Annotated in this window: 20 protein-coding genes; 10 read left to right on the forward strand and 10 right to left on the reverse strand. The window is 65.7% G+C overall.

Annotation, left to right across the window (positions count from 1 at the left end):
- Positions 1-17: 17 nt before the first annotated feature.
- From AC5V87_RS06095 to AC5V87_RS06130, 8 genes are all read left to right on the forward strand, one after another.
- A complete protein-coding gene (locus tag AC5V87_RS06095) occupies positions 18-1,184 on the forward strand; it encodes a cytochrome P450 (RefSeq protein ID WP_495370279.1) in 1,167 nt (388 codons plus the stop codon).
- Between the two features lie 506 nt (positions 1,185-1,690).
- Positions 1,691-2,641 carry a sulfonate ABC transporter substrate-binding protein gene (locus tag AC5V87_RS06100; protein ID WP_495370280.1) on the forward strand — a complete coding sequence of 317 codons (951 nt, stop codon included), beginning with the start codon at positions 1,691-1,693 and terminating at the stop codon, positions 2,639-2,641.
- Between the two features lie 38 nt (positions 2,642-2,679).
- A complete protein-coding gene (locus AC5V87_RS06105; RefSeq protein WP_495370281.1) occupies positions 2,680-3,633 on the forward strand; it encodes a sulfonate ABC transporter substrate-binding protein in 954 nt (317 codons plus the stop codon).
- An 8-nt stretch (positions 3,634-3,641) separates the two neighbouring features.
- A complete protein-coding gene (ssuD, locus tag AC5V87_RS06110; RefSeq protein WP_495370282.1) occupies positions 3,642-4,808 on the forward strand; it encodes an FMNH2-dependent alkanesulfonate monooxygenase in 1,167 nt (388 codons plus the stop codon).
- The gene (locus tag AC5V87_RS06115) at positions 4,805-5,611 is read left to right on the forward strand and encodes an ABC transporter permease subunit (RefSeq protein WP_495370283.1); all 807 of its coding nucleotides are present in this window, start codon (positions 4,805-4,807) and stop codon (positions 5,609-5,611) included. The genes ssuD and AC5V87_RS06115 overlap by 4 nt, the downstream gene beginning before the upstream one ends.
- A gap of 20 nt (positions 5,612-5,631) precedes the next feature.
- A complete protein-coding gene (locus tag AC5V87_RS06120) occupies positions 5,632-6,468 on the forward strand; it encodes an ATP-binding cassette domain-containing protein (RefSeq protein WP_495370284.1) in 837 nt (278 codons plus the stop codon).
- Between the two features lie 32 nt (positions 6,469-6,500).
- Positions 6,501-7,082 carry a flavin reductase family protein gene (locus AC5V87_RS06125; RefSeq protein ID WP_456840893.1) on the forward strand — a complete coding sequence of 194 codons (582 nt, stop codon included), beginning with the start codon at positions 6,501-6,503 and terminating at the stop codon, positions 7,080-7,082.
- A gap of 85 nt (positions 7,083-7,167) precedes the next feature.
- Entirely contained in the window at positions 7,168-7,323 is a 156-nt protein-coding gene (locus AC5V87_RS06130) for a hypothetical protein (protein WP_027560941.1), read from the forward strand.
- Positions 7,324-7,387: 64 nt separating this feature from the next.
- Here AC5V87_RS06130 and AC5V87_RS06135 read toward each other — a convergent pair whose 3' ends face one another.
- The 10 genes from AC5V87_RS06135 to AC5V87_RS06180 all read right to left on the reverse strand — a co-directional run bounded on the left by AC5V87_RS06135 (position 7,388) and on the right by AC5V87_RS06180 (position 18,625).
- Entirely contained in the window at positions 7,388-8,536 is a 1,149-nt protein-coding gene (locus AC5V87_RS06135; RefSeq protein WP_456840891.1) for a M20 family metallopeptidase, read from the reverse strand.
- A gap of 109 nt (positions 8,537-8,645) precedes the next feature.
- On the reverse strand, positions 8,646-9,896 hold the full coding sequence (locus tag AC5V87_RS06140) for a vanadium-dependent haloperoxidase (protein WP_495370285.1): 1,251 nt from the start codon (positions 9,894-9,896) through the stop codon (positions 8,646-8,648).
- Positions 9,897-10,269: 373 nt separating this feature from the next.
- Entirely contained in the window at positions 10,270-11,655 is a 1,386-nt protein-coding gene (flbD, locus tag AC5V87_RS06145; RefSeq protein WP_456840889.1) for a sigma-54-dependent transcriptional regulator FlbD, read from the reverse strand.
- Between the two features lie 39 nt (positions 11,656-11,694).
- Positions 11,695-12,045 (reverse strand): flagellar motor switch protein FliN, encoded by a 351-nt coding sequence (gene fliN, locus AC5V87_RS06150; RefSeq protein WP_456840888.1) that lies wholly within the window; start codon positions 12,043-12,045, stop codon positions 11,695-11,697.
- A gap of 3 nt (positions 12,046-12,048) precedes the next feature.
- Positions 12,049-12,672 (reverse strand): FliH/SctL family protein, encoded by a 624-nt coding sequence (locus AC5V87_RS06155; RefSeq protein ID WP_495370286.1) that lies wholly within the window; start codon positions 12,670-12,672, stop codon positions 12,049-12,051.
- Positions 12,672-13,763: a flagellar motor switch protein FliG gene (gene fliG / locus AC5V87_RS06160; RefSeq protein WP_456840886.1), complete on the reverse strand. Its 1,092-nt coding sequence runs from the start codon at positions 13,761-13,763 to the stop codon at positions 12,672-12,674. Before fliG ends, AC5V87_RS06155 begins: the two co-directional genes overlap by 1 nt.
- A gap of 30 nt (positions 13,764-13,793) precedes the next feature.
- Complete coding sequence (fliF, locus tag AC5V87_RS06165; RefSeq protein WP_456840885.1) at positions 13,794-15,410, reverse strand: flagellar basal-body MS-ring/collar protein FliF; 1,617 nt, start codon at positions 15,408-15,410, stop codon at positions 13,794-13,796.
- A 192-nt stretch (positions 15,411-15,602) separates the two neighbouring features.
- The gene (sciP, locus tag AC5V87_RS06170; protein WP_002714638.1) at positions 15,603-15,878 is read right to left on the reverse strand and encodes a CtrA inhibitor SciP; all 276 of its coding nucleotides are present in this window, start codon (positions 15,876-15,878) and stop codon (positions 15,603-15,605) included.
- Between the two features lie 409 nt (positions 15,879-16,287).
- Complete coding sequence (locus tag AC5V87_RS06175) at positions 16,288-16,995, reverse strand: flagellar hook assembly protein FlgD (RefSeq protein ID WP_456840884.1); 708 nt, start codon at positions 16,993-16,995, stop codon at positions 16,288-16,290.
- Between the two features lie 13 nt (positions 16,996-17,008).
- Positions 17,009-18,625, reverse strand: coding sequence for a flagellar hook-length control protein FliK (locus AC5V87_RS06180; RefSeq protein ID WP_495370287.1), 1,617 nt, complete (start codon positions 18,623-18,625; stop codon positions 17,009-17,011).
- Between the two features lie 343 nt (positions 18,626-18,968).
- Between AC5V87_RS06180 and mnmA the strand changes: the two genes are divergently transcribed.
- Complete coding sequence (gene mnmA, locus AC5V87_RS06185; RefSeq protein WP_495370288.1) at positions 18,969-20,150, forward strand: tRNA 2-thiouridine(34) synthase MnmA; 1,182 nt, start codon at positions 18,969-18,971, stop codon at positions 20,148-20,150.
- Between the two features lie 21 nt (positions 20,151-20,171).
- A complete protein-coding gene (locus tag AC5V87_RS06190; RefSeq protein ID WP_495370289.1) occupies positions 20,172-20,810 on the forward strand; it encodes a class I SAM-dependent methyltransferase in 639 nt (212 codons plus the stop codon).
- Positions 20,811-20,941 lie beyond the last annotated feature (131 nt).

The following is a 20,941-nucleotide window of genomic DNA, read 5'->3' on the forward strand; positions in this document are numbered from 1 at the left end:
ATCCAGGGGAGCCAGGCTTGAGCACCGCGCCGCGTATCGACATCGACCCGGCCGCCTTCTGGGCCGACCCTTATCCGATGCTCGCCAAAATGCGCAAGGAGGCGCCGATCGCGTTCGTGCCGCAGCTCGGCTCGACGCTGCTGACGAGCCGCGACGACATCTCGATCTCCGAGAAGCAGATCGACGTATTCTCCTCGCACCAGCCCGCCGGCCTGATGAACCGGCTGATGGGCCACAACATGATGCGCAAGGACGGCGAGGCGCATCAGGCCGAGCGGCGCGCGATGTTTCCGACGATCTCGCCGAAGACGGTGAAGGCGCACTGGACCGCGCTGTTCCAGGCTCATGCCGATCGCATCCTCGATTCGATCGCCCCTGGGCGGATCGACTTCATGCGCGACTTCGCGCTGCCGTTCGCCGGCGAATGCCTGAAGTCGATCACCGGCCTCACCAACATCCGATACCAGGACATGGATGTGTGGTCGCAAGGCATGATCGAGGGCATCGCCAACTATGCCGGCGATCCCGCGGTCGAGGCGCGCTGCCACGCCGCGACATCGGGCATCGATGCGGCGATCGACGACATCCTGCCGGTGATGCGCAAGAAGCCCGACCAGAGCATTCTGGGTGTTCTGCTCGCCTCCGGCATGCCGATGGAGAGCGTACGCGCAAATGTAAAGCTCGCGATCTCGGGCGGCCAGAACGAGCCGCGCAAGGCGATCGCGGGCACGGTGTGGGCGCTCTTGACCCATCCCGAGCAGCTCGATCTTGTCAGGCGCGGTGAAGTGTCCTGGCTCCAGGCCTTCGAGGAATATGCCCGCTGGATCTCGCCGATCGGCATGTCGCCGCGCCGCATCGCCAAGCCGTGGAACATCCGGGACGTCACGTTCGAGCTGGACGAGCGCGTGTTCCTGATGTTCGGCTCGGCCAATCGCGACGAAGCGCATTTTGAGCGCGCCGATCAGTTCGACGTGCGGCGCGACACGTCCAAGAGCGTCGCCTTCGGCGCCGGCCCGCATTTCTGCGCCGGCGCCTTCGCATCGCGCGCGATGATCGCCGACGTCGCGCTGCCGACCGTGTTCGCCCGCGCGACGCGGATCGAGATTGCCGATGACGAGCCGGTACGGATCGGCGGATGGGCGTTTCGGGGCTTGCAGAATTTGCCGATGAGGTGGTTGCACTAGGCCGGCCCCTGCGCACGAACGGTGTCATCGCCCGCGAAGGCGGGCGATCCAGTATCCCAGAGACGGTCGTTGGATCGGAGGCGCCGCGGCGTACTGGATTCCCAGCCTGCGCCGGGAACGACAGCGGAGGTGATGGAGGGAGCTCCGGGCCACGGTGATGCCGACCGCGATGATGGCATTATGCCCCTGTTTTGCCCGACGTGTCAAATCTTCTTCGGATAAACGGGAGGCATTGTTTGCGCTCGCCCCAATCTACTGTGCATGGGGTTGTTTTCGCGTTTTTGTTCTGACCGTGAGAGCGTCGGACGAATCCGTGCCGCTCTCACATTCGCGTGCGGAAAAATTCCGTCTGCATCACTGCGAGCGGTTGAAAGATTATTCATGCGCGCCGCCACGCGCGCAGTGCGCGCATCGCTATTTTTCCCGATGTCTCGACAGCTCCGCCGACCCACACCATCATTGCCGCATCGCAATGAACGACGGCCACGTGCGGCCTGGAGTGATGAATGCAGCGTCGTGACTTCCTCAAGCTTTCCGTTGGAACGGCCGCCGCCGCTGCGTTCGCATCGCCCGCAATCGCGCAAGGCGCGGTGAAGGAGATTCGTATCGGCTACCAGAAGAACGGCGTGCTCGTCATCACGCGCCAGCAGGCCGCGCTGGAAAAACATTTCTCGGCGCAAGGCATCGAGGTGAAGTGGGTCGAGTTCTCCTCGGGGCCGCCGATGATGGAAGCGATGAATGTCGGCAGCATCGATTACGGCGCGGTCGGCGATTCCCCGCCGGTGTTCGCCCAGGCCGCAGGCGCCGCGATCGTCTATGCCGCGGGACAGCCGATCACCAACGGCCAGGGCATCCTGGTGCCCAGGGATTCGCCGATCCGCGCCATCGCCGAGTTGAAGGGCAAGCGCATCGGCTTCACCAAGGGCTCGAGCGCCCACAACATCGTGGTGCAGACGCTGGAGAAGGCGGGGCTCACCTATGCCGACATCACGCCGGTCTACCTGACGCCGCCCGACGCCGGCCCCGCTTTCGCCAATGGCAGCATCGAGGCCTGGGCGATCTGGGATCCGTATTTCGCGATCGGCGAGACCAAGCAGAACGGCCGCATCCTGATCAATGCACGGGAGGTCACCAAGACCAACTCCTTCTACATCGCCAACCGCGATTTCGCGAGGAGCCACGGCGCGGTCCTGCAGCAGATCGTCGACGTCACCACCGCGACCGCGAAATGGGCCGAGCAGCACCGCGACGAGGTCGCGAGATCGCTCGCTGCCGTCACCGGCATTCCGCTTGATATCCAGACCATCGCGGCCAACCGCTCGTCCTTCGTGGTCGGCCCCGTCACCGACGACATCGTCGCGACCCAGCAGGGCGTCGCCGACCGCTTCCACAAGCTCGGCCTGATCCCGAAGCCGATCGTGATCCGCGACATCGTCTGGCGCAACCCGGCCGCCTGACCGTGCCGACCAACCTTCCCACGCACAAGGGTTTGAACATGAGGCGTATCATCCAGCGTCTGATCGCGGCCGTCATGCTGTCGATCGGCATCGTCGCCGCCGCGGTCGGCACCTCCTACGGCCAGGACAAGGTGGTCCGCATCGGCTACCAGAAATATGGCAAGCTGGTGCTGCTCAAGAGCAAGGGCACGCTGGAGCCGAAGCTCGCCGCCGACGGCTACAACGTGGTGTGGACCGAATTTCCCTCCGGCCCGCCGCTGCTCGAAGCGCTCAATGTCGGCGCGATCGATTTCGGCAACACCGGTGAAGCCCCGCCGATTTTCGCGCAGGCCGCCGGCGCGCCGATCCAGTATGTCGCCTATGAGCCGCCCGCGCCGAAAGGCGAGGCGATCCTGGTGCCGAAGGACAGCCCGCTGAAATCGGTCACTGAGCTCAAGGGCAGGAAGGTCGCGCTCAACAAGGGCTCCAACGTCCACTATCTCCTGGTCAAGGCGCTGGAGAAGGCGGGCGTCAAATATTCCGAGATCGAGCCGATCTTCCTGGCACCGGCCGATGCCCGCGCCGCCTTCGAGCGCGGCGCGGTCGATGCCTGGGTGATCTGGGATCCGTTCCAGGCTGCCGCGGAAACCGCCACCGGCGCGCGCACGCTGGCCGACGGCACCGGCATCGTCGCCAACTACCAGTTCTACTTCTCCTCGAAGAAATTCCTCGACGCCAATCCGAAGGTCGTCGACGCCGTGCTCGCCGAGCTCAGCGCGGTCGACGACTGGGCCAAGGGCGACATCCACGCGGTCGCCGAGCAGCTCGCGCCGGCGATCGGGCTTTCGGTCCCGGTGGTCGAGGTGGCCTTGAAGCGGCAGGCCTACGGCATCAAGCCGATCACCGATGCCGTCATCGCCGACCAGCAGCAGGTTGCGGACGCGTTCTTCGCGCTGGGCCTGATTCCCAAATCCATCAAGATTTCCGACGTCGCGCGGAAGTCAGGATCGTGAGCAGAATCATGAGCAAGCCAAGCAACGCCAACATCCTCTGGTTCCTGCCGACCCATGGCGACGGCCGCTATCTCGGCACCGGCATCGGTGGCCGCGAGGTCAACTTCAACTATCTGCGCCAGATCGCCCAGGCCGCCGATCAGCTCGGCTATTACGGCGTGCTCTTGCCGACCGGGCGTTCCTGCGAGGATTCCTGGATCGTCGCTTCGAGTGTTGCGCCATTCACCGAGCGGCTGCGCTATCTCGTCGCCGTTCGCCCCGGCCTGCAATCGCCGAGCGTTGCCGCGCGCATGACCGCGACGCTGGACCGCATCACAGGCGGCCGGCTGCTCGTCAACGTCGTCACCGGCGGCGATCCCGTCGAGAACAAGGGCGACGGCATCTTCCTCGCTCATGATGAGCGCTACGAGGTCACCCGCGAGTTCCTGGGCGTCTATAGCGACCTGCTCGCCGGCAAGGCGGTGAACGTCGAGGGCAAGCACATCCGCATCGAGGACGGCAAGCTGCTGTTTCCGCCGGTGCAGTCGCCGCGTCCGCCGCTCTATTTCGGCGGCTCGTCGGATGCCGGTATCGATGTCGCGGTGGACACCGTCGACAAATATCTCACCTGGGGCGAGCCGCCGGCGCTGGTCGCCGAGAAGATCGCCAAGGTGAGGGACATCGCGAGCGCACGCGGCCGCGAGCTCTCCTTCGGCATCCGACTTCATGTGATCGTCCGCGAAACCAACGAGGAAGCCTGGCGCGCTGCAAATGATCTGATCAAGCATGTCAGCGACGACACAATCGCACGGGCGCAGAAGAACTTTGCCCGCATGGACTCCGTCGGCCAGCAGCGCATGGCGCAGCTGCACGGCGGCAGGCGCGACAAGCTCGAGATCGCCCCGAACCTGTGGGCCGGTGTCGGCCTGGTGCGCGGCGGCGCCGGCACGGCGCTGGTCGGCGACGCCCAGACGGTGGCGGCGCGCATCAAGGAATATCAGGATCTCGGCATCGATACCTTCATCATGTCGGGCTACCCGCATCTCGAGGAAGCCTATCGCTTCGCCGAGCTGGTGTTCCCGCTGCTCTCGCTGGAGCAGCCGAGCAACGTGACCAAGCTGCACTTCAATGGTGGTCCCTTCGGCGAAACGGTCGGCAGCGACTACCGTCCGCAGCACAGGGTGTCCCAGTCATGAGTCTGATCGACAGCGTTTCACTTCCGCGCGGCGTCCGCCTGCCGCGCGTCGACGGTCTCATCCAGTGGATCGTGCCGCTCGCCATCATCGCGATCTGGCAGGTCGCCAGCGTCACCGGCTTGGTGCCGACGCGCGTGCTGCCGGCACCGAGCGACGTCGTGCTCGCCGGCTGGAAGCTGCTGCTTTCCGGCGAGCTCGGCCGCAACATCTGGGTGTCGTTCTGGCGTGCTTCGATCGGCTTTCTGATCGGCGGCGGCATCGGCTTCGCTTTCGGGCTCGCCAACGGCCTGTCGCAGCTCTCGGCCAAGCTCACCGACACCACGCTGCAGATGGTGCGCAACGTGCCGCATCTGGCGCTGATCCCGCTGGTCATCCTCTGGTTCGGCATCGACGAGAGCGCCAAGCTGTTCCTGGTGGCGCTGGGCGTGTTCTTCCCGATCTACCTCAACACGCTGCACGGCATCCGCACCGTCGATCCGCAGCTGATCGAGATGGGCCGCATCTACGGCATGACCGACGGCGAATTGTTCCGCCGCGTGATCTTCCCGGGCGCGCTGCCCTCGATCTTCGTCGGCATCCGCTTCGCGCTCGGCATCATGTGGCTGACGCTCATCGTCGCCGAGACCATCGCGGCCTCGTCGGGGCTCGGCTACATGGCGATGCAGGCGCGCGAGTTCATGCTGATCGACGTCGTCGTGCTCTCGATCCTGATCTACGCCCTGCTCGGCAAGCTCGCCGACAGCGCCTCCCGCGTGCTGGAGCGTCTGACGCTCTCCTGGCACCCCGCCTTCCAGAAACGTTGAGCAAGAATACTGGGAATCACATGCAGACAGCGCTTCGTACCTCTCTTCCCGAGACCGAGCTCGCCAGCCGCGCCAGTTTCGCGCCGCACGCCCGCGTGCTGCGCGAGGACCGGCCGGTGCAGGCCAGCGGTCTGCCGCTCAGCATCTGGGGCCTGCGCAAATCCTTCGGCGACAACGAGGTGCTGCGTGGTATCGACCTGCACATCCCTGCCGGCCAGTTCGTCGCCATCGTAGGCAAGAGCGGTTGCGGCAAGAGCACGCTGCTGCGTCTCATCGCCGGCCTCGAAAAGATCGATGCCGGCAGCATCAGCTTTGGCGACGAGGTGCAGGCGGAAGACATTCGCGTGATGTTCCAGGAGCCGCGGCTGTTACCCTGGGCACGCGTGCTCGCCAATGTCGAGGTCGGCCTTGGTCGTGATCGTGCCTCCGCCGATGCGCATGCGCGGGCCGAGAAAGCCCTGGGCGAGGTCGGGCTTGCCGACAAGCGCGACCAGTGGCCCTCGGTGCTGTCGGGCGGGCAGAAGCAGCGCGTCGCGCTCGCTCGCGCGCTGGTGTCGCGCCCGCGCGTGCTCGCCTTCGACGAGCCGCTCGGCGCGCTGGACGCGCTGACCCGGATCTCGATGCAGCGTCTCCTGGAGCGGGTCTGGCGCGACCAGGGCTTTACCGCGATTCTGGTGACCCACGACGTCTCCGAAGCCGTCGCGCTGGCCGACCGGGTGCTGGTGATCGAGGAGGGTCGCATCGCCCATGACGTCACGGTTAACGCCGTCCGGCCGCGCGAACGCGGCTCGGTCGAGCTCGCCGGCCTCGAAGGCTCGATCCTGAGCCATCTTTTGTCGGCGGACGATCGTACCTAGATAAAGAGGAACCCCGCTTCGGGGAGCATGCCATGAATGTAGTGCCCCGCGACCTCATGACCGAAATTCCCGTCTCGCCCGCCGATTTCCGCGGCGCCATGCGCCATCTCACCGGCGGCGTCAGCGTCATCACCGCCGGGCGGGGCAAGGACATCAGCGGCATGACGGTCACATCCGTAACCTCGCTGTCGGTCGAGCCGCCGACGCTGCTGGTCAGCATCAACCGCGATGCCTCCTCTTTCCCGCTGATCAAGCGCCACGGCGCCTTCGGCGTGAGCATCCTCAATGCCGACCAGCTCGATATCGCCGAGCGCTTTGCCGGCAAGGGCGGGCTGAAGGGCGCCGATCGCTTTGCCGGCAGCCACTGGGTGACGGCGGTCTCGGGTGTTCCGCTGCTGGTCGGGGCCTTGTCGGTGTTCGACTGCGAGGTCGAGGAGATCGTCGAGCGCCATTCGCATGGCATCGTCATCGGCCGTGTCAGGGACGTCAGGAACTCGACCCGCAACGCGGCGCTGGCCTATTGGCACGGGCAATATGTGGCGGTCGACCAGGACGAGGACGCGGCAAAGCTCGCCGATGTCAGCGTTCCCTCGCGCGCCCGCCGCGGCGTTTGATCGCCCTCCCCAGGCTGGTCTTTTGCTCCTCATCGCTCTAGAAGCGCCCTGAGCCGTTCCGCCGGGACGGCAATGGAGCGGAACGATGAAGCGCGTCGCGACCTTCGCCTTCTACGCCATCGGCGCGCTGGCGATCGCCTATCTCGCGCTCTACGCTTATGCGACGTTCCGCGGTCAGCCGATCATTCCCGGCGACCCCATCCACATCTTCCGCAAGCCGGATGCGCCGAGTTATTCGTGAGGCTCTCTCCTCGTCATCGCCGGGCTTGACCCGGCTTGTCCCGGGCATGACGACGAGGGTGTGGCTACCCCCGCAAAATCGCCAGCGCCAAGGCCTGCGCGCGCGGCACGATGCTGTCGATCTCCAGATATTCCTCCGGCGTGTGCGCAAGACCGCCGACCGGCCCGAGGCCGCAGATGGTCGGCGTGCCCACGGCAGCGGTGAAGCCGGAATCGGCGCAGCCGCCCGAGAACTCGCCCTGAAGGGTCGTAAGGCCGACCTGCCTTGCCGCCGCCTGATAGCTCTCGAACAGCGCCTTCGACTCCGCGCTCTGCACCACCGGCACGAACTCGCCCTTGATCGTCAGCGTCGCGCTGGTGCCCCGCACGTAAGATGTCGCGACGATCGCCTCGATCGCGCCCATGATCCGCGCGCGATCGGCGGGATCGACATAGCGCAGGTCGATTTGGCCTTCGGCGTAAGGCGCCGTGGTGTTGACCGACTGTCCTCCGGAGACCAGGCCGACATTGAGCGTGATGCCCTTGTCGAGATCGGTCAATGCGTGGATGTGGACGATCTTGTGCGCGAGCTCGCCGATCGCGCTGACGCCGGCGGCAAAGTTGGCGCCGGAATGCGCGGCCTTGCCGGTGATGGCCATGTGCATGAAAATGCCGCCCTTGCGCCCGGTCACGACATTGCCTGTGGGGCGGCCCGGCTCGGAATTGAACACGGCACGCGCCGCGCGTCCCTCGCGCTCGATCACCGGACGGGAGGATGGCGAGCCGATTTCCTCGTCCGAGGTGATCAGCACCTTGATCGGATGCGGCGCGCCGCCGAATTTGTGGAACGCGGTCGCCACGAACACGTTCATGACAAGACCGGACTTCATGTCGGCGACGCCGGGCCCGTAGGCGCGGCCGTCCTTGATCGTGAACGGCCGCCGCCCGGCCTCGCCCTTGCCGAACACGGTGTCGCGATGCCCCATCAACAGCACCGGCTTCTCGTTGCTGCCGGGTTTTGCGACTTCGGCATGAATGGCATCGCCGAACGTGGCATCGCTCTCGCGCCGGCAGGGAATGCCGTGCTCGGCAAAATGCCGCTCGAACCGCGCACCGACCGCATCGACGCCCTCCTTGTCATAGGATCCGGAATCGATGTTCACGACATCGCGCAGCAGGTCGATCATGGCCTGCTTCTGCGACGCCAGCCAGTCCGTGATTTGAGCTTGAGACATTGTCATCCTCGCGTGGTTCTCACGGGAGGTTATAGGACCTTGCGCAGGCGCGACCTAGTCGCCGAATGCGATGCGGCCATGTGTTCGGCGCTTCGAAACGGCAGCCGGCCTAGCGGCTCGGCTGTGCCATCGCCTCCACACCGCGGAGCTGCGTCGCGACGGTCAGCGCGCCGATCTTTCGGCCCATGTCCTTGCCGACTTCAGTCGAGAAGCGGTAGTGAAAGCCGGCCCAGATGCGCGCGTTGGAGACTTCGTCGCTGTAGTCCTGGAGCCGCGACCATTTGCGCGTGACGCCCGGTGCGGTGGGGCTGGTCAGCGAGAACTCGCCAAAATCTCCAACGACAGTTTGCAGCACGGTCGAAATCGCGGCCGAGACGATGCAGTGCGCGCAGGGATATTCCGGATGCATCGGCGTGTCGCCGAGCGGCAGCCAGGACGGATCGCGAGGCGTTGCGGCGTTCGCCGTCAGATCGGCATTGCGGATGGCGGTGATGGGGCGCCAGAAATTGTAAGTGTACTTGGCGTCGAACACGGCGACGATGGCATCGTTGCCGGTCATCGACGTCAAGGCGAACAGACGGGCGCAGTCGACGAGATCCATGCCCTTCGCCATCGCAGCCTGCCTCACGATCGGGTTGTAGGTGCGGGCGCCGACAAAGAGCCAAAAGCGGCCGATCGTGGTTTGCTCAGGCGTCCGGGTCAGGCTGCCTCGGCCGCCGACCTCGCGGATTTCGTTGACGTCCCTGGTCCAGACCTCTGAATCGAGCGCCGGCGGCGGTCCGGGGCGGAACTGCGATCCCGACGTCATGACCCAGGGCGTCGTCGCGCCAGTGGTCGAGAAGAGCGGGACCGCGGTTGGAACATAGGCGCCCGGCGTGGTCAGCGGTCGGTACGTTTCCACGGCGCTGCTGCCGTCCCTGGCGCGAAGCTCGATGATCCGCAGCGCAGCCTCTTTCCCGAGCGCGATGCCGGCGGTCTTGGAGTCGCTGTCGGCAATCGGTGCCAAAGCATTCGTCAGCGTCGCATCCAGATCGGGCTTGAGGTCTGGGTAGATCGACAGCAGCACGTCGTGGGCTGCAACTGCCGCTGCGGCTTCGCGCGATGTCGAACGGTCGGCGGACAAAGAGAGCTTATAAGGCGCGTAGCGGTGGTCGATCGCGTTGACCGCTTCGAACATCGCGACGTGCATCATGGACAAGGCGCGGCTGTGCGGCGCCGGAAGAATTTGCTTCTCGGCGGCGATCGCGTCGGCCTTGGCGTTCCAGTCCATGATCACGTCAGCGCGCGCAAGCGGCGCCGCGGCTATGATCAGCATTGCAATCAGCGACAGGCGGGAAATCGTCCACGACGAATAGTTCATGGCTTGTCCTTTCGGTTTGAAGGACGTTCGCAAGGTGGATGCGGCACCCGGCGGACATCACGCCGCGCTGCATCCACACTCTAGCGCTCCCGGCGCATCTGGCTTGTGAACTGCTTCACTTTGCTTGCAGCCGCCGATCGGGTTGGTCCGTCCGGTTCGAGGCCTTCTGATCCGTCACCTGAGGTGCTTCTCAGCGGCCTCGAAGGACGACACCGGCTGCCGCGGTGGCCGTGCATCCGTCGAGGCGCCGCGCCCGATGCGTTGCATCGTGCTTCGCCCTTAGCATCACGGAGCCGGCGCTAGTGCGTGTGGTGAAAACGAAAATGCCCGGGACCAGCCCGGGCATGCGTATCGCTCAACCAGCGTGGGCGCTTTACGCCCCCACCATCGGCATCCGCGGATATTCACCCGGCGTGCCCGCCGGCGGGATCGGGATGCCGCCGTCGGCGTATTCATTCAGCTTGTTTCGCAGGGTGCGAATCGAGATGCCGAGGATGTTGGCAGCGTGGGTGCGGTTGCCGAGGCAGTGCTTCAGCGTCTCCAGGATCAGGTCGCGTTCGACGTCGGCGACGGTGCGTCCCACGAGCGCGCGCGTCACCTGCTCGGCGGCCATGGTGGCGTGCGCCACGGCCGGGGGCGTCTTGGCGAGGTCGAGACGATCGCCGTCCGGGGTGATGATCGCATCGGGGCCGATCTCGTCGCCCTGCGCCATCAGCACCGCGCGATGCATGGTGTTCTCGAGCTCGCGGACGTTGCCCTGCCAGCGGTTGGTGGAGAGCACCCGGCGCGCCTCCGCCGAGATCGGGCGCATCGGCACGCCGTTGGCCTCGGCATATTTCTTCACGAAGTGCTGGGCGAGCTCCATGATGTCGGCGGGACGCTCGCGCAGCGGCGGGATCTTCAGGTTCACGACGTTGAGGCGGAACAGCAGGTCCTCGCGGAACGTGCCCTCGCGCACGGCTTCGGCGAGGTTGCGGTTCGAGGTCGCGATGATGCGGATGTCCACCGGCACCGGTTTGGTGCCCCCGACGCGGTCGATCACGCGCTCCTGGATGGCGCGCAAGAGTTTGGATTGCAGGCGGACGTCCATCTCCGAGATTTCGTCCAGCAGCAGGGTGCCCCCGGTCGCCTCCTCGAACTTGCCGATACGGCGGGCGACCGCGCCGGTGAAGGCCCCCTTCTCATGGCCGAACAGCTCGGATTCCAGCAGATGCTCGGGGATCGCAGCGCAGTTGATCGAGATGAACGGGCGCTTGGCGCGCGCCGAGCGGGTGTGGACGTAGCGCGCCAGCACTTCCTTGCCGGTGCCGGATTCGCCGGTAATCATCACCGAGGCATCGGAGCCTGCGATCTGCTGCGCCAGCTTGATCACGCGCGCCATGGCGTCGTCACGATAGACCAACTCGCGGGAATCGTTGGCGACGGCGGCCAGCACCGCGGCGATCAGCTCCGGCTCCGGCGGCAGCGGGATGTATTCCTTGGCGCCGGCATGGATCGCGGCGACCGCGGCGCGGGCATCGTTGGTGATGCCGCAGGCGACGATCGGGGCGTGGATGTGCTCGGCTTCCAGCCGCATCACGAGGTCGCGGATGTCGAGGGCGACGTCGACCAGCAGGAGGTCGGCGCCCTTGCCGCCGCGCAGCACGCGCATCGCCTGCTCGTGATCCTCGGCATGGGTCACGGTGGCGCCGTTCTCCATCGCGATTTTGGTGGCGGTGGTGAGCTGGCCCTTCAATGTGCCAACGATGAGAAGCCGCATGTCAGTCTCCTGTCCGTCTGGTCGCGCTATTGCGCGTTATCACGTGCGCTCGGTCTTGATGATTTCGGTCATGGTCACGCCGAGCTTGTCCTCGACCAGGACGACTTCGCCGCGGGCAACCAGCTTGTTGTTGACGTAGATGTCGATGGCCTCGCCGACGCGGCGGTCGAGCTCGAGCACGGTGCCGGGCCCGAGCTTGAGCAGCTCGCCGACATCCATCTTGGAGCGGCCGAGCACGGCGGAGACCTGCACCGGCACGTCGAACACGGCTTCGAGGTCCGCGGCTGCGCGCGCCGCATATTCGTCCTCGTTGTAGCCGATGTCCGCGCTGGTCGGCGGCAGCGGGCCGTTGAGATCGGGCAGCGGGACCTGTCCGTCGGTGTCGCTCATGGCTTAGCTCCCCCTCCGGGACGCGATATAGCGTCCGACCATTTCGTCGATCTTGGCCGCGATGGCGCCGCGCTCCAGCACGACACCGCCATCGGCCCATTCGATCCGGCAATCGCCGGTGGCAATTTCAGGTTCGGCCAGGATCACCAGCCGGCCCTCGAAGCCGCTCTGCTTGGCGAGCCGCTCGATCTTCTCGCGGGCCGCGTCGTAGAGCGCATCGTTGATGCGGACGACCAGATGCGGCGTCGCGACCAGGTGCGAGAAGCAATCCTTGACCAGCGCCATGATCTCGCCGAGCGGCTCGGCGGCGACGAGGTCGGCGCACAGCTTGCGCGCCACCGCAATCGCGACCTCGACCGCCTCGGTTTCCATCCTGGTTTCGATGTTGCCGATGCCGGCAGCGACGCCCCGGATGCCGATGTTGATCTCTTCCATGGCCAGGGCGACGCGGCGATCGCTCTCGGCCTTGGCTTCGCGCTGGCCGGCGGCAAAGCCATCCTGATAGGCGCGCGCCTCGGCTTCGGCGACCTTCTGGGCGATCTCGGCCGCGCTCGCGGCCTTCTCGCGCGGCGAGCGCTCGGGCGCCGCGAAGTCGGTATCGAACAGGAATTTTGCCGGGGCGGCCATCAGTACACCAGCTCGTCGTCAGCGCGGTTCTTGGTCAGCATGATCTCGCCCTTGGCGGCGAGGTCCTTGGCGAGATTGACCAGCAGCGCCTGCGCCTCGTCGACGTCGCGCAGGCGAACCGGACCCATCGCCGCCATGTCGTCCTGGAGCATCTTAGCCGCGCGCGAGGACATGTTGCCGAAGAAGAAGTTGCGGACGTCCTCGTTGGCGCTCTTGAGCGCGACGCCGAGCTTGTCCTTGTCGACGTTGCGCATAAGGGTCTGGGCCGAGCCGGAATCGAGCTTCACGAGGTCGTCGAAGGTGAACATCAGTGCCTTGATGCGCTCGGCGGATTCGCGGTTGTCCTCTTCCAGCGAGGTGATGAAGCGGGTTTCGGTCTGGCGGTCGAAATTGTTGAAGATTTCCGCCATCACCTCGTGAGCGTCGCGGCGGCGGGTCTGCGACAGGTTGGACATGAATTCGGTGCGCAGCGTCTTCTCCACGCTCTCGATCACCTCCTTCTGCACGGCTTCCATCTTCAGCATGCGGTTGACGACGTCGAGCGCGAGCTCCTCGGGGAGGATGCCGAGCACGCGGGCGGCGTGCTCCGACTTCAGCTTCGAGAGCACCACGGCGATGGTCTGCGGGTATTCGTTCTTGAGGTAGTTGGCGAGCACCTCTTCCTGCACGTTGGAGAGCTTCTCCCACATGTTGCGTCCGGCCGGGCCGCGGATCTCGTCCATGATGCCGTTGACGCGCTCCGGCGGCAGGTACTGCTGCAGCAGGCGCTCGGTCGCATCGAAATTGCCCATCAGCGCGCCCGAGGCCGACATGCGCGAGACGAATTCGAGCAGCATGTCCTCGACGGTGTCGACCTCGACGGTCCCGAGGGTGGACATTTCCAGCGAGAGCTGGCGCACCTCGTCGTCATCGAGCAGGCTCCAGATCTTGCCGCCATATTGCTCGCCGAGCGCCAGCATCAGGATCGCGGCGCGCTTCGGGCCGGACAGCGCCTCGGTCTTGCCGCCGGCACGGTTGCCGGCGCGTTGGCCGAGCGTGGAGATCACGCTGGTGATGTCGTTGGAGTTGGCATTTTGCAGCGAGGCGGCCATGTCAGATCACTTCTTGATTCACTTGGCTAATTACTTGGCTGGCTCAGTGAGCCACTGGCGGATGATGGCGACGGTTTCGTTGGGGTTGCGCTCGGCGAGCTCGCCGACGCGGTGAACGGACTGGGCGTGGACCTGGCCCTGAATGGTGGCGACGTCGATCGCGCTGGCGGCGCCGCCCGGCAGGAGCGGCTGGCCGCCGGCGGCAGGCGCGGCCTCGTCGCTTGCGGCGGGACCTGCGAGGACGCCGGAGATGGCCGCGGCAACCTCATCGGAGGCGAGGATACGCTTCACCAGCGGGCGGATCACCATGAACAGCACGACCAGGCCGAGCAGCATCATCACACCGAGCTCGACGAAGTACATGACGTCGTCCTTGGTGAACTGGAGCATGCCAAGGAAGCCGCCAGGTTCGCCGATCGGGGCGGTGGAGGGCGCATCCGCAAAGCGCAGGTTGACGACCTCGACCTGGTCGCCGCGCTTCTGGTCGAAGCCGATCGCCGAGCGCACCAGCGCGGCGATGCGGTCGAGCTGCTCCTTGGTGCGGTCCTGATAGGCCAGCTCGCCCTTCTCGTTCTTGGAATAGATGCCGTCGACCAGCACCGCGACCGAGATGCGGTTGACCCGGCCCGCTTCCGTCACCTCGGTCTTGGTGGTGCGGGAGATCTCGTAATTGTTGGTCTCTTCCGTCTTCTTGCTCTGGTCCTTGGCCGCAACGCCGTTGTTCTGCTGGTTGCCGGGCAGCTCGTTGTTGACGGTGACCTGGCCGTTGTTGTCGGCGGTCATGCTCTGCTCTTCGCGAGTCTGGCTGGAGCGCAGCACGCGGCCCTCGGGGTCGAACTTGTCCGAGGTCTGGGTGACCTTGTTGAAATCGAAATCGGCCGAGAGCTGGACGCGGGCGCGGCCCGAGCCGACCACGGAGGAGACGATGTCCTCGACCTGCTTGCGCATCCGCTTCTCGAAGGCGATGCGGCGCTCATCGCCGACCGCCTGCTCGGGGTCGGTCGCGGCGCCGTCGGCGAGCAGCTGGCCGGCCTCGTCGACGATCGAGACCCGCTGCGGCTTCAGCCCGTTGACGGCGGAAGCGACGAGATGGCGGATGGCGCGGATCTGCTGCGCCTCCAGCGAGCCGCGGACGCGGACCACGATCGAGGCCGACGGCTCCGGCGCCTCGCGCGCAAACAGCGGGCGCTCGGGCAGCACGAGGTGGACGCGGGCGGCCTGGATGCGGTCGATGGCGCGGATGGTGCGGGCGAGCTCGCCTTCGAGGGCGCGCAGGTGGTTGATGTTTTGGACGAAGGAGGTGGTGCCGAGCGCGTCCGACTTGTCGAACACCTCGTAACCGACGCCGCCGCCCTTGGGCAGGCCGCCCTCGGCGAGCTTCATGCGCAGCCGCGTGACCTTGTCCTTGGGCACCATGATGATGCTGCCCTCATTGCGCAGCTCGAACTGGATGCCCTGGCGTTCCAGGTCCTTGATGATGCTGGAGGAATCTTCGACGCTGAGGTCGGTGAACAGGGTCGTCATCTGCGGCGTGGTGACGCGCATGATGACGAAGGCGAAGAAGCCGATGAGCGCGGCGGTGACCGCGATCATCGCCCCGAACCGGGCGGCACCGATACTTTTTAAGAAATCCGCAAGACCTTGCAAGCAACCGCCCCGACAGCTTCGACCCGCATTCCAAGAGCGGCCGACTGGGCAATTATTGCCTAGGTGATGGTTTCGATATGGTTAACGAAGATTAAGAGGTGGGACAAAAGTCGCGCCAAAAGGAAACATGAAAAAAATCGGCCTCGCGGGGCGAGGCCGATTTTGTTCAAAAGCCGCAGTTTTCCGGATCGCTTACTGGCGATATTGCTGGATGCGGGTGGTGCGAAGACCCGCCAGACCGTGCTGGTCGATGGAAAACTGCCAGGAGAGGAATTCGTCGACCGTCAGGGTATAACGGCTGCAGGCCTCCTCGAGCGAGAGAAGTCCGCCACGCACAGCGGCGACGACTTCGGCCTTGCGGCGGATGACCCAGCGTTTGGTGCCGGGCGCGGGCAGGTCTGCGATCGTCAGCGGACTGCCGTCCGGCCCGATGACGTATTTTACCCTCGGGCGATGGGGTTCTGTCATGGCGTACTCACAAACTCTCAACCACTGAACTCACGCGGTAACCCTACGCCGGGCGGCTTAAAAATCCGCTAAGCCTAAGGCTTCAATACAATTCTCGTTGAATCTTGCGGGAACGCGGCCGGCCCGGGGGGCCGAAAACGCGGTTTCGCCGGGCCGGGCAGGGCAGAAGGTAAATACTTTACTAACAAACAGAGGCCTGAGCGCAGTGCCGCAAGGCTCTCTACCGTCATCACGTGGCGCGCTCCGCGCGAGCCCGGCACCTATAACCCCAGGGAGTAGTTTGGCGAAGACTTGGGGGTTACGACCGCATGCGAAAACGACTTCCTCGGGTCATGAAAATTCCGCCTCTGTGCGCAATTGCGCACCAGGCGTGGAGATGACAGCTCGTGTTCGGCGACCGTAGTGGGCGTCAATTGCTGCTGGTCGCGATGATGCTCTTCACCTGGCTCAGCGTGTAGCTGGCGCCGTCGATCGTCAGCAGGGGCGGCGACTGGGTCAGGTCGACGGAGGACACCACGCCCTGGACCTGCGCAGCGATGCCGACATTGTTGTTCGCGACGTCCTTGCCGGTGGCCGAGATCGTGTACTTGCCGTCGGGCCATTGCGTGCCGTCATTGCCCTGGCCGTTCCAGGTGAAGGGAATGTCGGTGCCGGCGGCCGCCGTGTATTTGCCGGTGAACACGGTCTGGCCGCTGGCATTGGCGATGGTGATGTTGACGGTGGAGTCGGTCGGCACGTTGAGGTGCCAGGTCGCTGACGATTTCGTCATGGTCGCGGTCGAGCCGTCGACCAGGGCCGTCTTGCCGACGAAGCCCAGCGCCTGGGTCGCCTGCGTGGTCTGCTGCAACGTGACGAGCTGGGACAGCGAATCGTTGGTCTTGAGCTGCTGCTCGACGCCGGCGAACTGCACCAGTTGCTGAGTGAACTGGTTAGTGTCGAGCGGATCGAGCGGGTTTTGGTTCTGGAGCTGCGTCGTCAGCAGCGTCAAGAAGGTCTGGAAGTTGCCGGCGAGCGTCGAGCCCGTGCTCGAGCTCAGCGACGAGTTCGATGAGGATTTCGGGATATCCGTCGTCCCGGAGACGGGCGTAGGCGCGGTGGTGGCATTCGTGGTGGTCATTGTCGAATACTCCTCACACTCTGATGTCGACGCCGCTGCTCGATCCGAGCATGCGGCCGTAGCTGCGCCCGACCGGCGCGGCGGCAACGCTTTCGTCCTCGCTGATGATCAGCCGGCGGGCGTCGCCGCCATTGTCGTTGTTCTGGCCGGAATTCTGGCCCGATGAATTCTGGTCGCGCAGGCTGAAGGAGAGGCCGTTGCTGCCGGTCTTGAAGCCGGCATCGTCCAGCGCGCGCTGCAATTGCGGCGCGTCCTGCTTCAGCATCGCCAGCGTCTCCGGCTTCTCGACCGTGAGATGCGAGGTGACCTGGCCGTTGCGGTCGACATTGATGCGCACGTCGATGCGGCCGAGCTCGACCGGATCGAGGCTGATGTCGAACCGCGTCTTACCGGCGCGTGCGGCGGCGGCGATCTCGATCGGGACGGCGTTGAGCGGCACGGCGGTATTGGTGGCCGCGGTCGCGGTGAGCGTCGCGGTCGAGGCGGTCGCGGCCGACGTCGTATTGGACACCGGCGCCTGGATGGCGGAGGCGGCCTGCGCGCTGGTGTCGGTCTGCGTCGTGACGGCTTGCGCGCCTGCATGGGCGTGCGTGGTCGTGGCGGCTGGCGTCGCCTCGGTGGCGCCGGCCTTCGCATCGGCCTTGGCGTCGAGAGGACCGGAATCGGCTTGCGGCTTGGTGCCTTGCGCATGCGCGGCGTTGGCGGTCGTTGCCGCCGCCGGCGCTTGCGTGCTTGCGCTGGCCTTACCGGAGTCCTGGCCGATATTGGAGACGTCGGTCTGGCCTTGCGCGGTAGCGGCGGCCTTGAACGAGGTTTTGGGCGTGCCGAGGTCGGCGACGGCGATCAGCCCGCCGCTGGTCTTGGCGTCGGTCGCGTTGGCATCGGTGGTGGCGGCTGCCGTATCCCCGAGCGTTGCCAAGGTGTCGGCATCGACCCTGGCGCCGGCCGTCTTGGCGCTCTTGTCACCGGGTGTCGCGGTATCGGTCTTGGTGCCCACGATCTGCGCCGCGGTGGAGGCGCTGGCGGCTAGGCCGGCGGCCGCGATCGTCAGTGGCGAGGCGGTGGCATCGCTGGTCCGGCTCGCGGCTGCGTTGGGGTCGACCGGCACGACGGGTGCGGCAACCATGACGTTCGGATCGGGCACGGCCGCCTGCGTTGCGTCGCTTTGTGCGGCCGCCGCGGCATCGACGGCGGCGGCAAGCCCGTCGGTGGAGTCGGCCTTGTCAGCCTTGGTCTCGTCGGATTTGTCGGCCGGCTTGGCGTCGGAGGTCTCGGACTTGTCCTTGGTCTTGCCGGCCTTGTCCTGACCCTTGTCCGGATCGGTCGTTGTGTCCGTGCTGGCGCTCGTGGACGGATCGGTGTCGTCGCTCGCTTTGCTCCGCGAGGAGGGATCGGGCGATAACGTCTCGCGCGTACTGTGGTCGGAAGCGGACGAGGACGACGTCGCGGAATCGGTCCGGCGCGGCGCGGTGTCCTGCGTGCCTGCGTTGTTGCTGATCCCCTGGGTGTTGCTGTCGACCAGCGACCCGAAGGAGTCGGAGGTATCTTTGCTGCCCTGCGACTTGGCAGGCTTTTGCTGCGCGCTCGGAACTTGCACGCTGGCGGCTACATCTGACGTCCGACCGACCACAGGCGACCCCTTGGAAACATCTTCGGCATAGGAGGTAGCAAGGAGTGGGCCAGCGTCCCCAGCATGTATTTTAGATAGCAAAATCAATACGTTGTTGAGTCGTCATCAGCGCCCGCGGCCCCATCCAGCCTCGCCATTTCTGCCGCCCCGGCAAGAATTGCCCTAGGCTGCCGTCCGGCGTGATTGCTTCACCGGAATAGCGCCTATATTAAAGAGGTAGCTCTCAGCCGCTTTCGACCGGGCAAGCCGTGCTCTTCGGGAACCGAAGTTCCCGGGAGCGCCGATGCTCCGGTCAGAAGCAAATTGCGGATCGACGAACGCCGCCGTCACAAGCTTTAAAGTCATGCTCAACAGTCTGGATCTCGAAGGCCGTCCTGAGGATACCAGGGTCGTCGTTGCCATGTCAGGCGGCGTCGATTCCTCGACGACGGCTGCGCTGCTCAAGGCTGAGGGCTATGACGTCGTCGGCATCACGCTCCAGCTTTACGACCATGGTGCGGCGACCCATCGCAAGGGCGCCTGCTGCGCCGGCCAGGACATCCACGATGCCCGCGATGTCGCTGCCAAGCTCGGCATTCCCCATTACGTGCTCGACTACGAGGATCGCTTCCGCGAATCCGTCATCGACAACTTTGCCGACTCTTACGCGCTTGGCGAGACGCCGGTGCCGTGCATTGAGTGCAACCGCTCCGTCAAATTCCGCGACCTGCTGAAGACCGCGCGCGAGCTCGGCGCGCAGGCGCTCGCCACCGGCCATTATGTCGCCTCGCGCCGTCAGGGCGACGGCTCGCGCGCGCTGGTCTGCGCCGCAGACGGCGATCGCGACCAGAGCTACTTCCTGTTCGCGACCACGCAGGAACAGCTCGATTTCCTGCGCTTTCCGCTCGGCGACATGACCAAGCCCGAGACGCGCGAGCTCGCGCGCCGCTTTGGCCTTGCTGTCGCCGACAAGCACGACAGCCAGGACATCTGCTTCGTGCCGACGGGCCGCTACACCGATATCATCACGCGCCTGCGCCCGAACGCGATGGACCCCGGCGACATCGTCGATCTCGACGGACGCGTGCTCGGCCGGCACAACGGCATCGCCAATTTCACCGTCGGCCAGCGCCGCGGCCTCGGCATCGCGGCTCACGCGCCGCTGTTCGTGGTGCGGCTCGATGCCCCGGGCCGCCGCGTCGTCGTCGGCCCGCGCGATGCGCTGAAGATGCACCGCATTTCCTTGCGCGACGTCAACTGGATCGGCGGCGGCGACATCGACCGCGCCATCGGCAATGGCCTCGAGATGTTCGTCCGCGTGCGCTCGACCCGCTCGCCGCAGCCGGCCTGGCTGCGCGGCGGAGGCGGTCATTACGAGGTCGAGCTCGTCGCCGGCGAAGAGGGCGTCTCGCCGGGACAAGCCTGCGTGTTCTACGACGCGCCCAGCGGCCAGGCGCGCGTGCTCGGCGGCGGTTTTATCCAGAGCGCGGCCGCGAAGGTGACGGCGAGTTCAGCGAGGCCACTCGCGGAAGCCGTCCGCGGCTAGTAATTTTCCGGGGCAGGGGGCATGGCAGCAGACATCTCGCGGGCCGGGGTCGAGAAGGCCTATGGCCGCTGGGCGCCGGTCTACGATCTCGTGTTCGGCAAGGTTTTTGACGCCGGCCGGCAATCGACCATCGCGGAGGCTGACCGCATCGGCGGCCGCATCCTCGACGTCGGCGTCGGCACCGGTCTGTCGCTGTCGGATTACGCGCGCACCACGAAGATCTGCGGCGTCGACATTTCCGAGCCCATGCTGCGCAAGGCGCAGGCGCGCGTGCGAAGCTTGCGGCTCTCCAACGTCGAAGTGCTCTCGGTGATGGATGCGAAGAATCTCGCCTTCCCCGGAAACTTGTTTGACGCAGTGGTCGCGCAATATGTCATCACCGCTGTGCCCGACCCCGAAGGCACGCTCGACGAGTTCGTGCGCGTGCTCAAGCCCGGCGGCGAATTGATCCTCGTCAACCACATCGGCGCCGAGAAGGGCCTGCGCAAACTCTCCGAGCTCGCCTTCGCGCCGCTCGCCCGTCGCCTCGGCTGGCGCCCGGAATTCCCGTGGGCCCGCCTTGAAGGCTGGTCCGACAGGCACGGCGGCGTCACACTCACCGAGCGCAGGCCGATGCCGCCGATGGGCCATTTCTCGCTGATCCGCTACCGCAAATCGTAATCGCGAACGGCGGCAGTGCACCACCCCCCTTTCGCTTGCCAAGCGGGAGAGGTGAGCGGAGCGCGTGGCGGCGACCGAAGCTCATCCTGGCATTCGCAAACCCGGATCACATCGCACTCCGGCTGGGAACA

Source organism: Bradyrhizobium sp. SOJA106 (genome assembly GCF_059448745.1).

Coding starts and splice junctions, on each gene's coding strand:
- AC5V87_RS06155 (WP_495370286.1), bottom strand. CDS start 12,672: ATGGCCGCCCCGGCAAAATTCCTGTTCGATACCGACTTCGCGGCGCCC.
- AC5V87_RS06100 (WP_495370280.1), top strand. CDS start 1,691: ATGCAGCGTCGTGACTTCCTCAAGCTTTCCGTTGGAACGGCCGCCGCC.
- fliN (WP_456840888.1), bottom strand. CDS start 12,045: ATGAGCGACACCGACGGACAGGTCCCGCTGCCCGATCTCAACGGCCCG.
- AC5V87_RS06140 (WP_495370285.1), bottom strand. CDS start 9,896: ATGAACTATTCGTCGTGGACGATTTCCCGCCTGTCGCTGATTGCAATG.
- AC5V87_RS06135 (WP_456840891.1), bottom strand. CDS start 8,536: ATGTCTCAAGCTCAAATCACGGACTGGCTGGCGTCGCAGAAGCAGGCC.
- flbD (WP_456840889.1), bottom strand. CDS start 11,655: ATGCGGCTTCTCATCGTTGGCACATTGAAGGGCCAGCTCACCACCGCC.
- ssuD (WP_495370282.1), top strand. CDS start 3,642: ATGAGCAAGCCAAGCAACGCCAACATCCTCTGGTTCCTGCCGACCCAT.
- AC5V87_RS06105 (WP_495370281.1), top strand. CDS start 2,680: ATGAGGCGTATCATCCAGCGTCTGATCGCGGCCGTCATGCTGTCGATC.
- mnmA (WP_495370288.1), top strand. CDS start 18,969: ATGCTCAACAGTCTGGATCTCGAAGGCCGTCCTGAGGATACCAGGGTC.
- AC5V87_RS06120 (WP_495370284.1), top strand. CDS start 5,632: ATGCAGACAGCGCTTCGTACCTCTCTTCCCGAGACCGAGCTCGCCAGC.
- AC5V87_RS06130 (WP_027560941.1), top strand. CDS start 7,168: ATGAAGCGCGTCGCGACCTTCGCCTTCTACGCCATCGGCGCGCTGGCG.
- AC5V87_RS06125 (WP_456840893.1), top strand. CDS start 6,501: ATGAATGTAGTGCCCCGCGACCTCATGACCGAAATTCCCGTCTCGCCC.
- AC5V87_RS06115 (WP_495370283.1), top strand. CDS start 4,805: ATGAGTCTGATCGACAGCGTTTCACTTCCGCGCGGCGTCCGCCTGCCG.
- fliG (WP_456840886.1), bottom strand. CDS start 13,763: ATGGCCGCCTCGCTGCAAAATGCCAACTCCAACGACATCACCAGCGTG.
- AC5V87_RS06190 (WP_495370289.1), top strand. CDS start 20,172: ATGGCAGCAGACATCTCGCGGGCCGGGGTCGAGAAGGCCTATGGCCGC.
- AC5V87_RS06175 (WP_456840884.1), bottom strand. CDS start 16,995: ATGACCACCACGAATGCCACCACCGCGCCTACGCCCGTCTCCGGGACG.
- sciP (WP_002714638.1), bottom strand. CDS start 15,878: ATGACAGAACCCCATCGCCCGAGGGTAAAATACGTCATCGGGCCGGAC.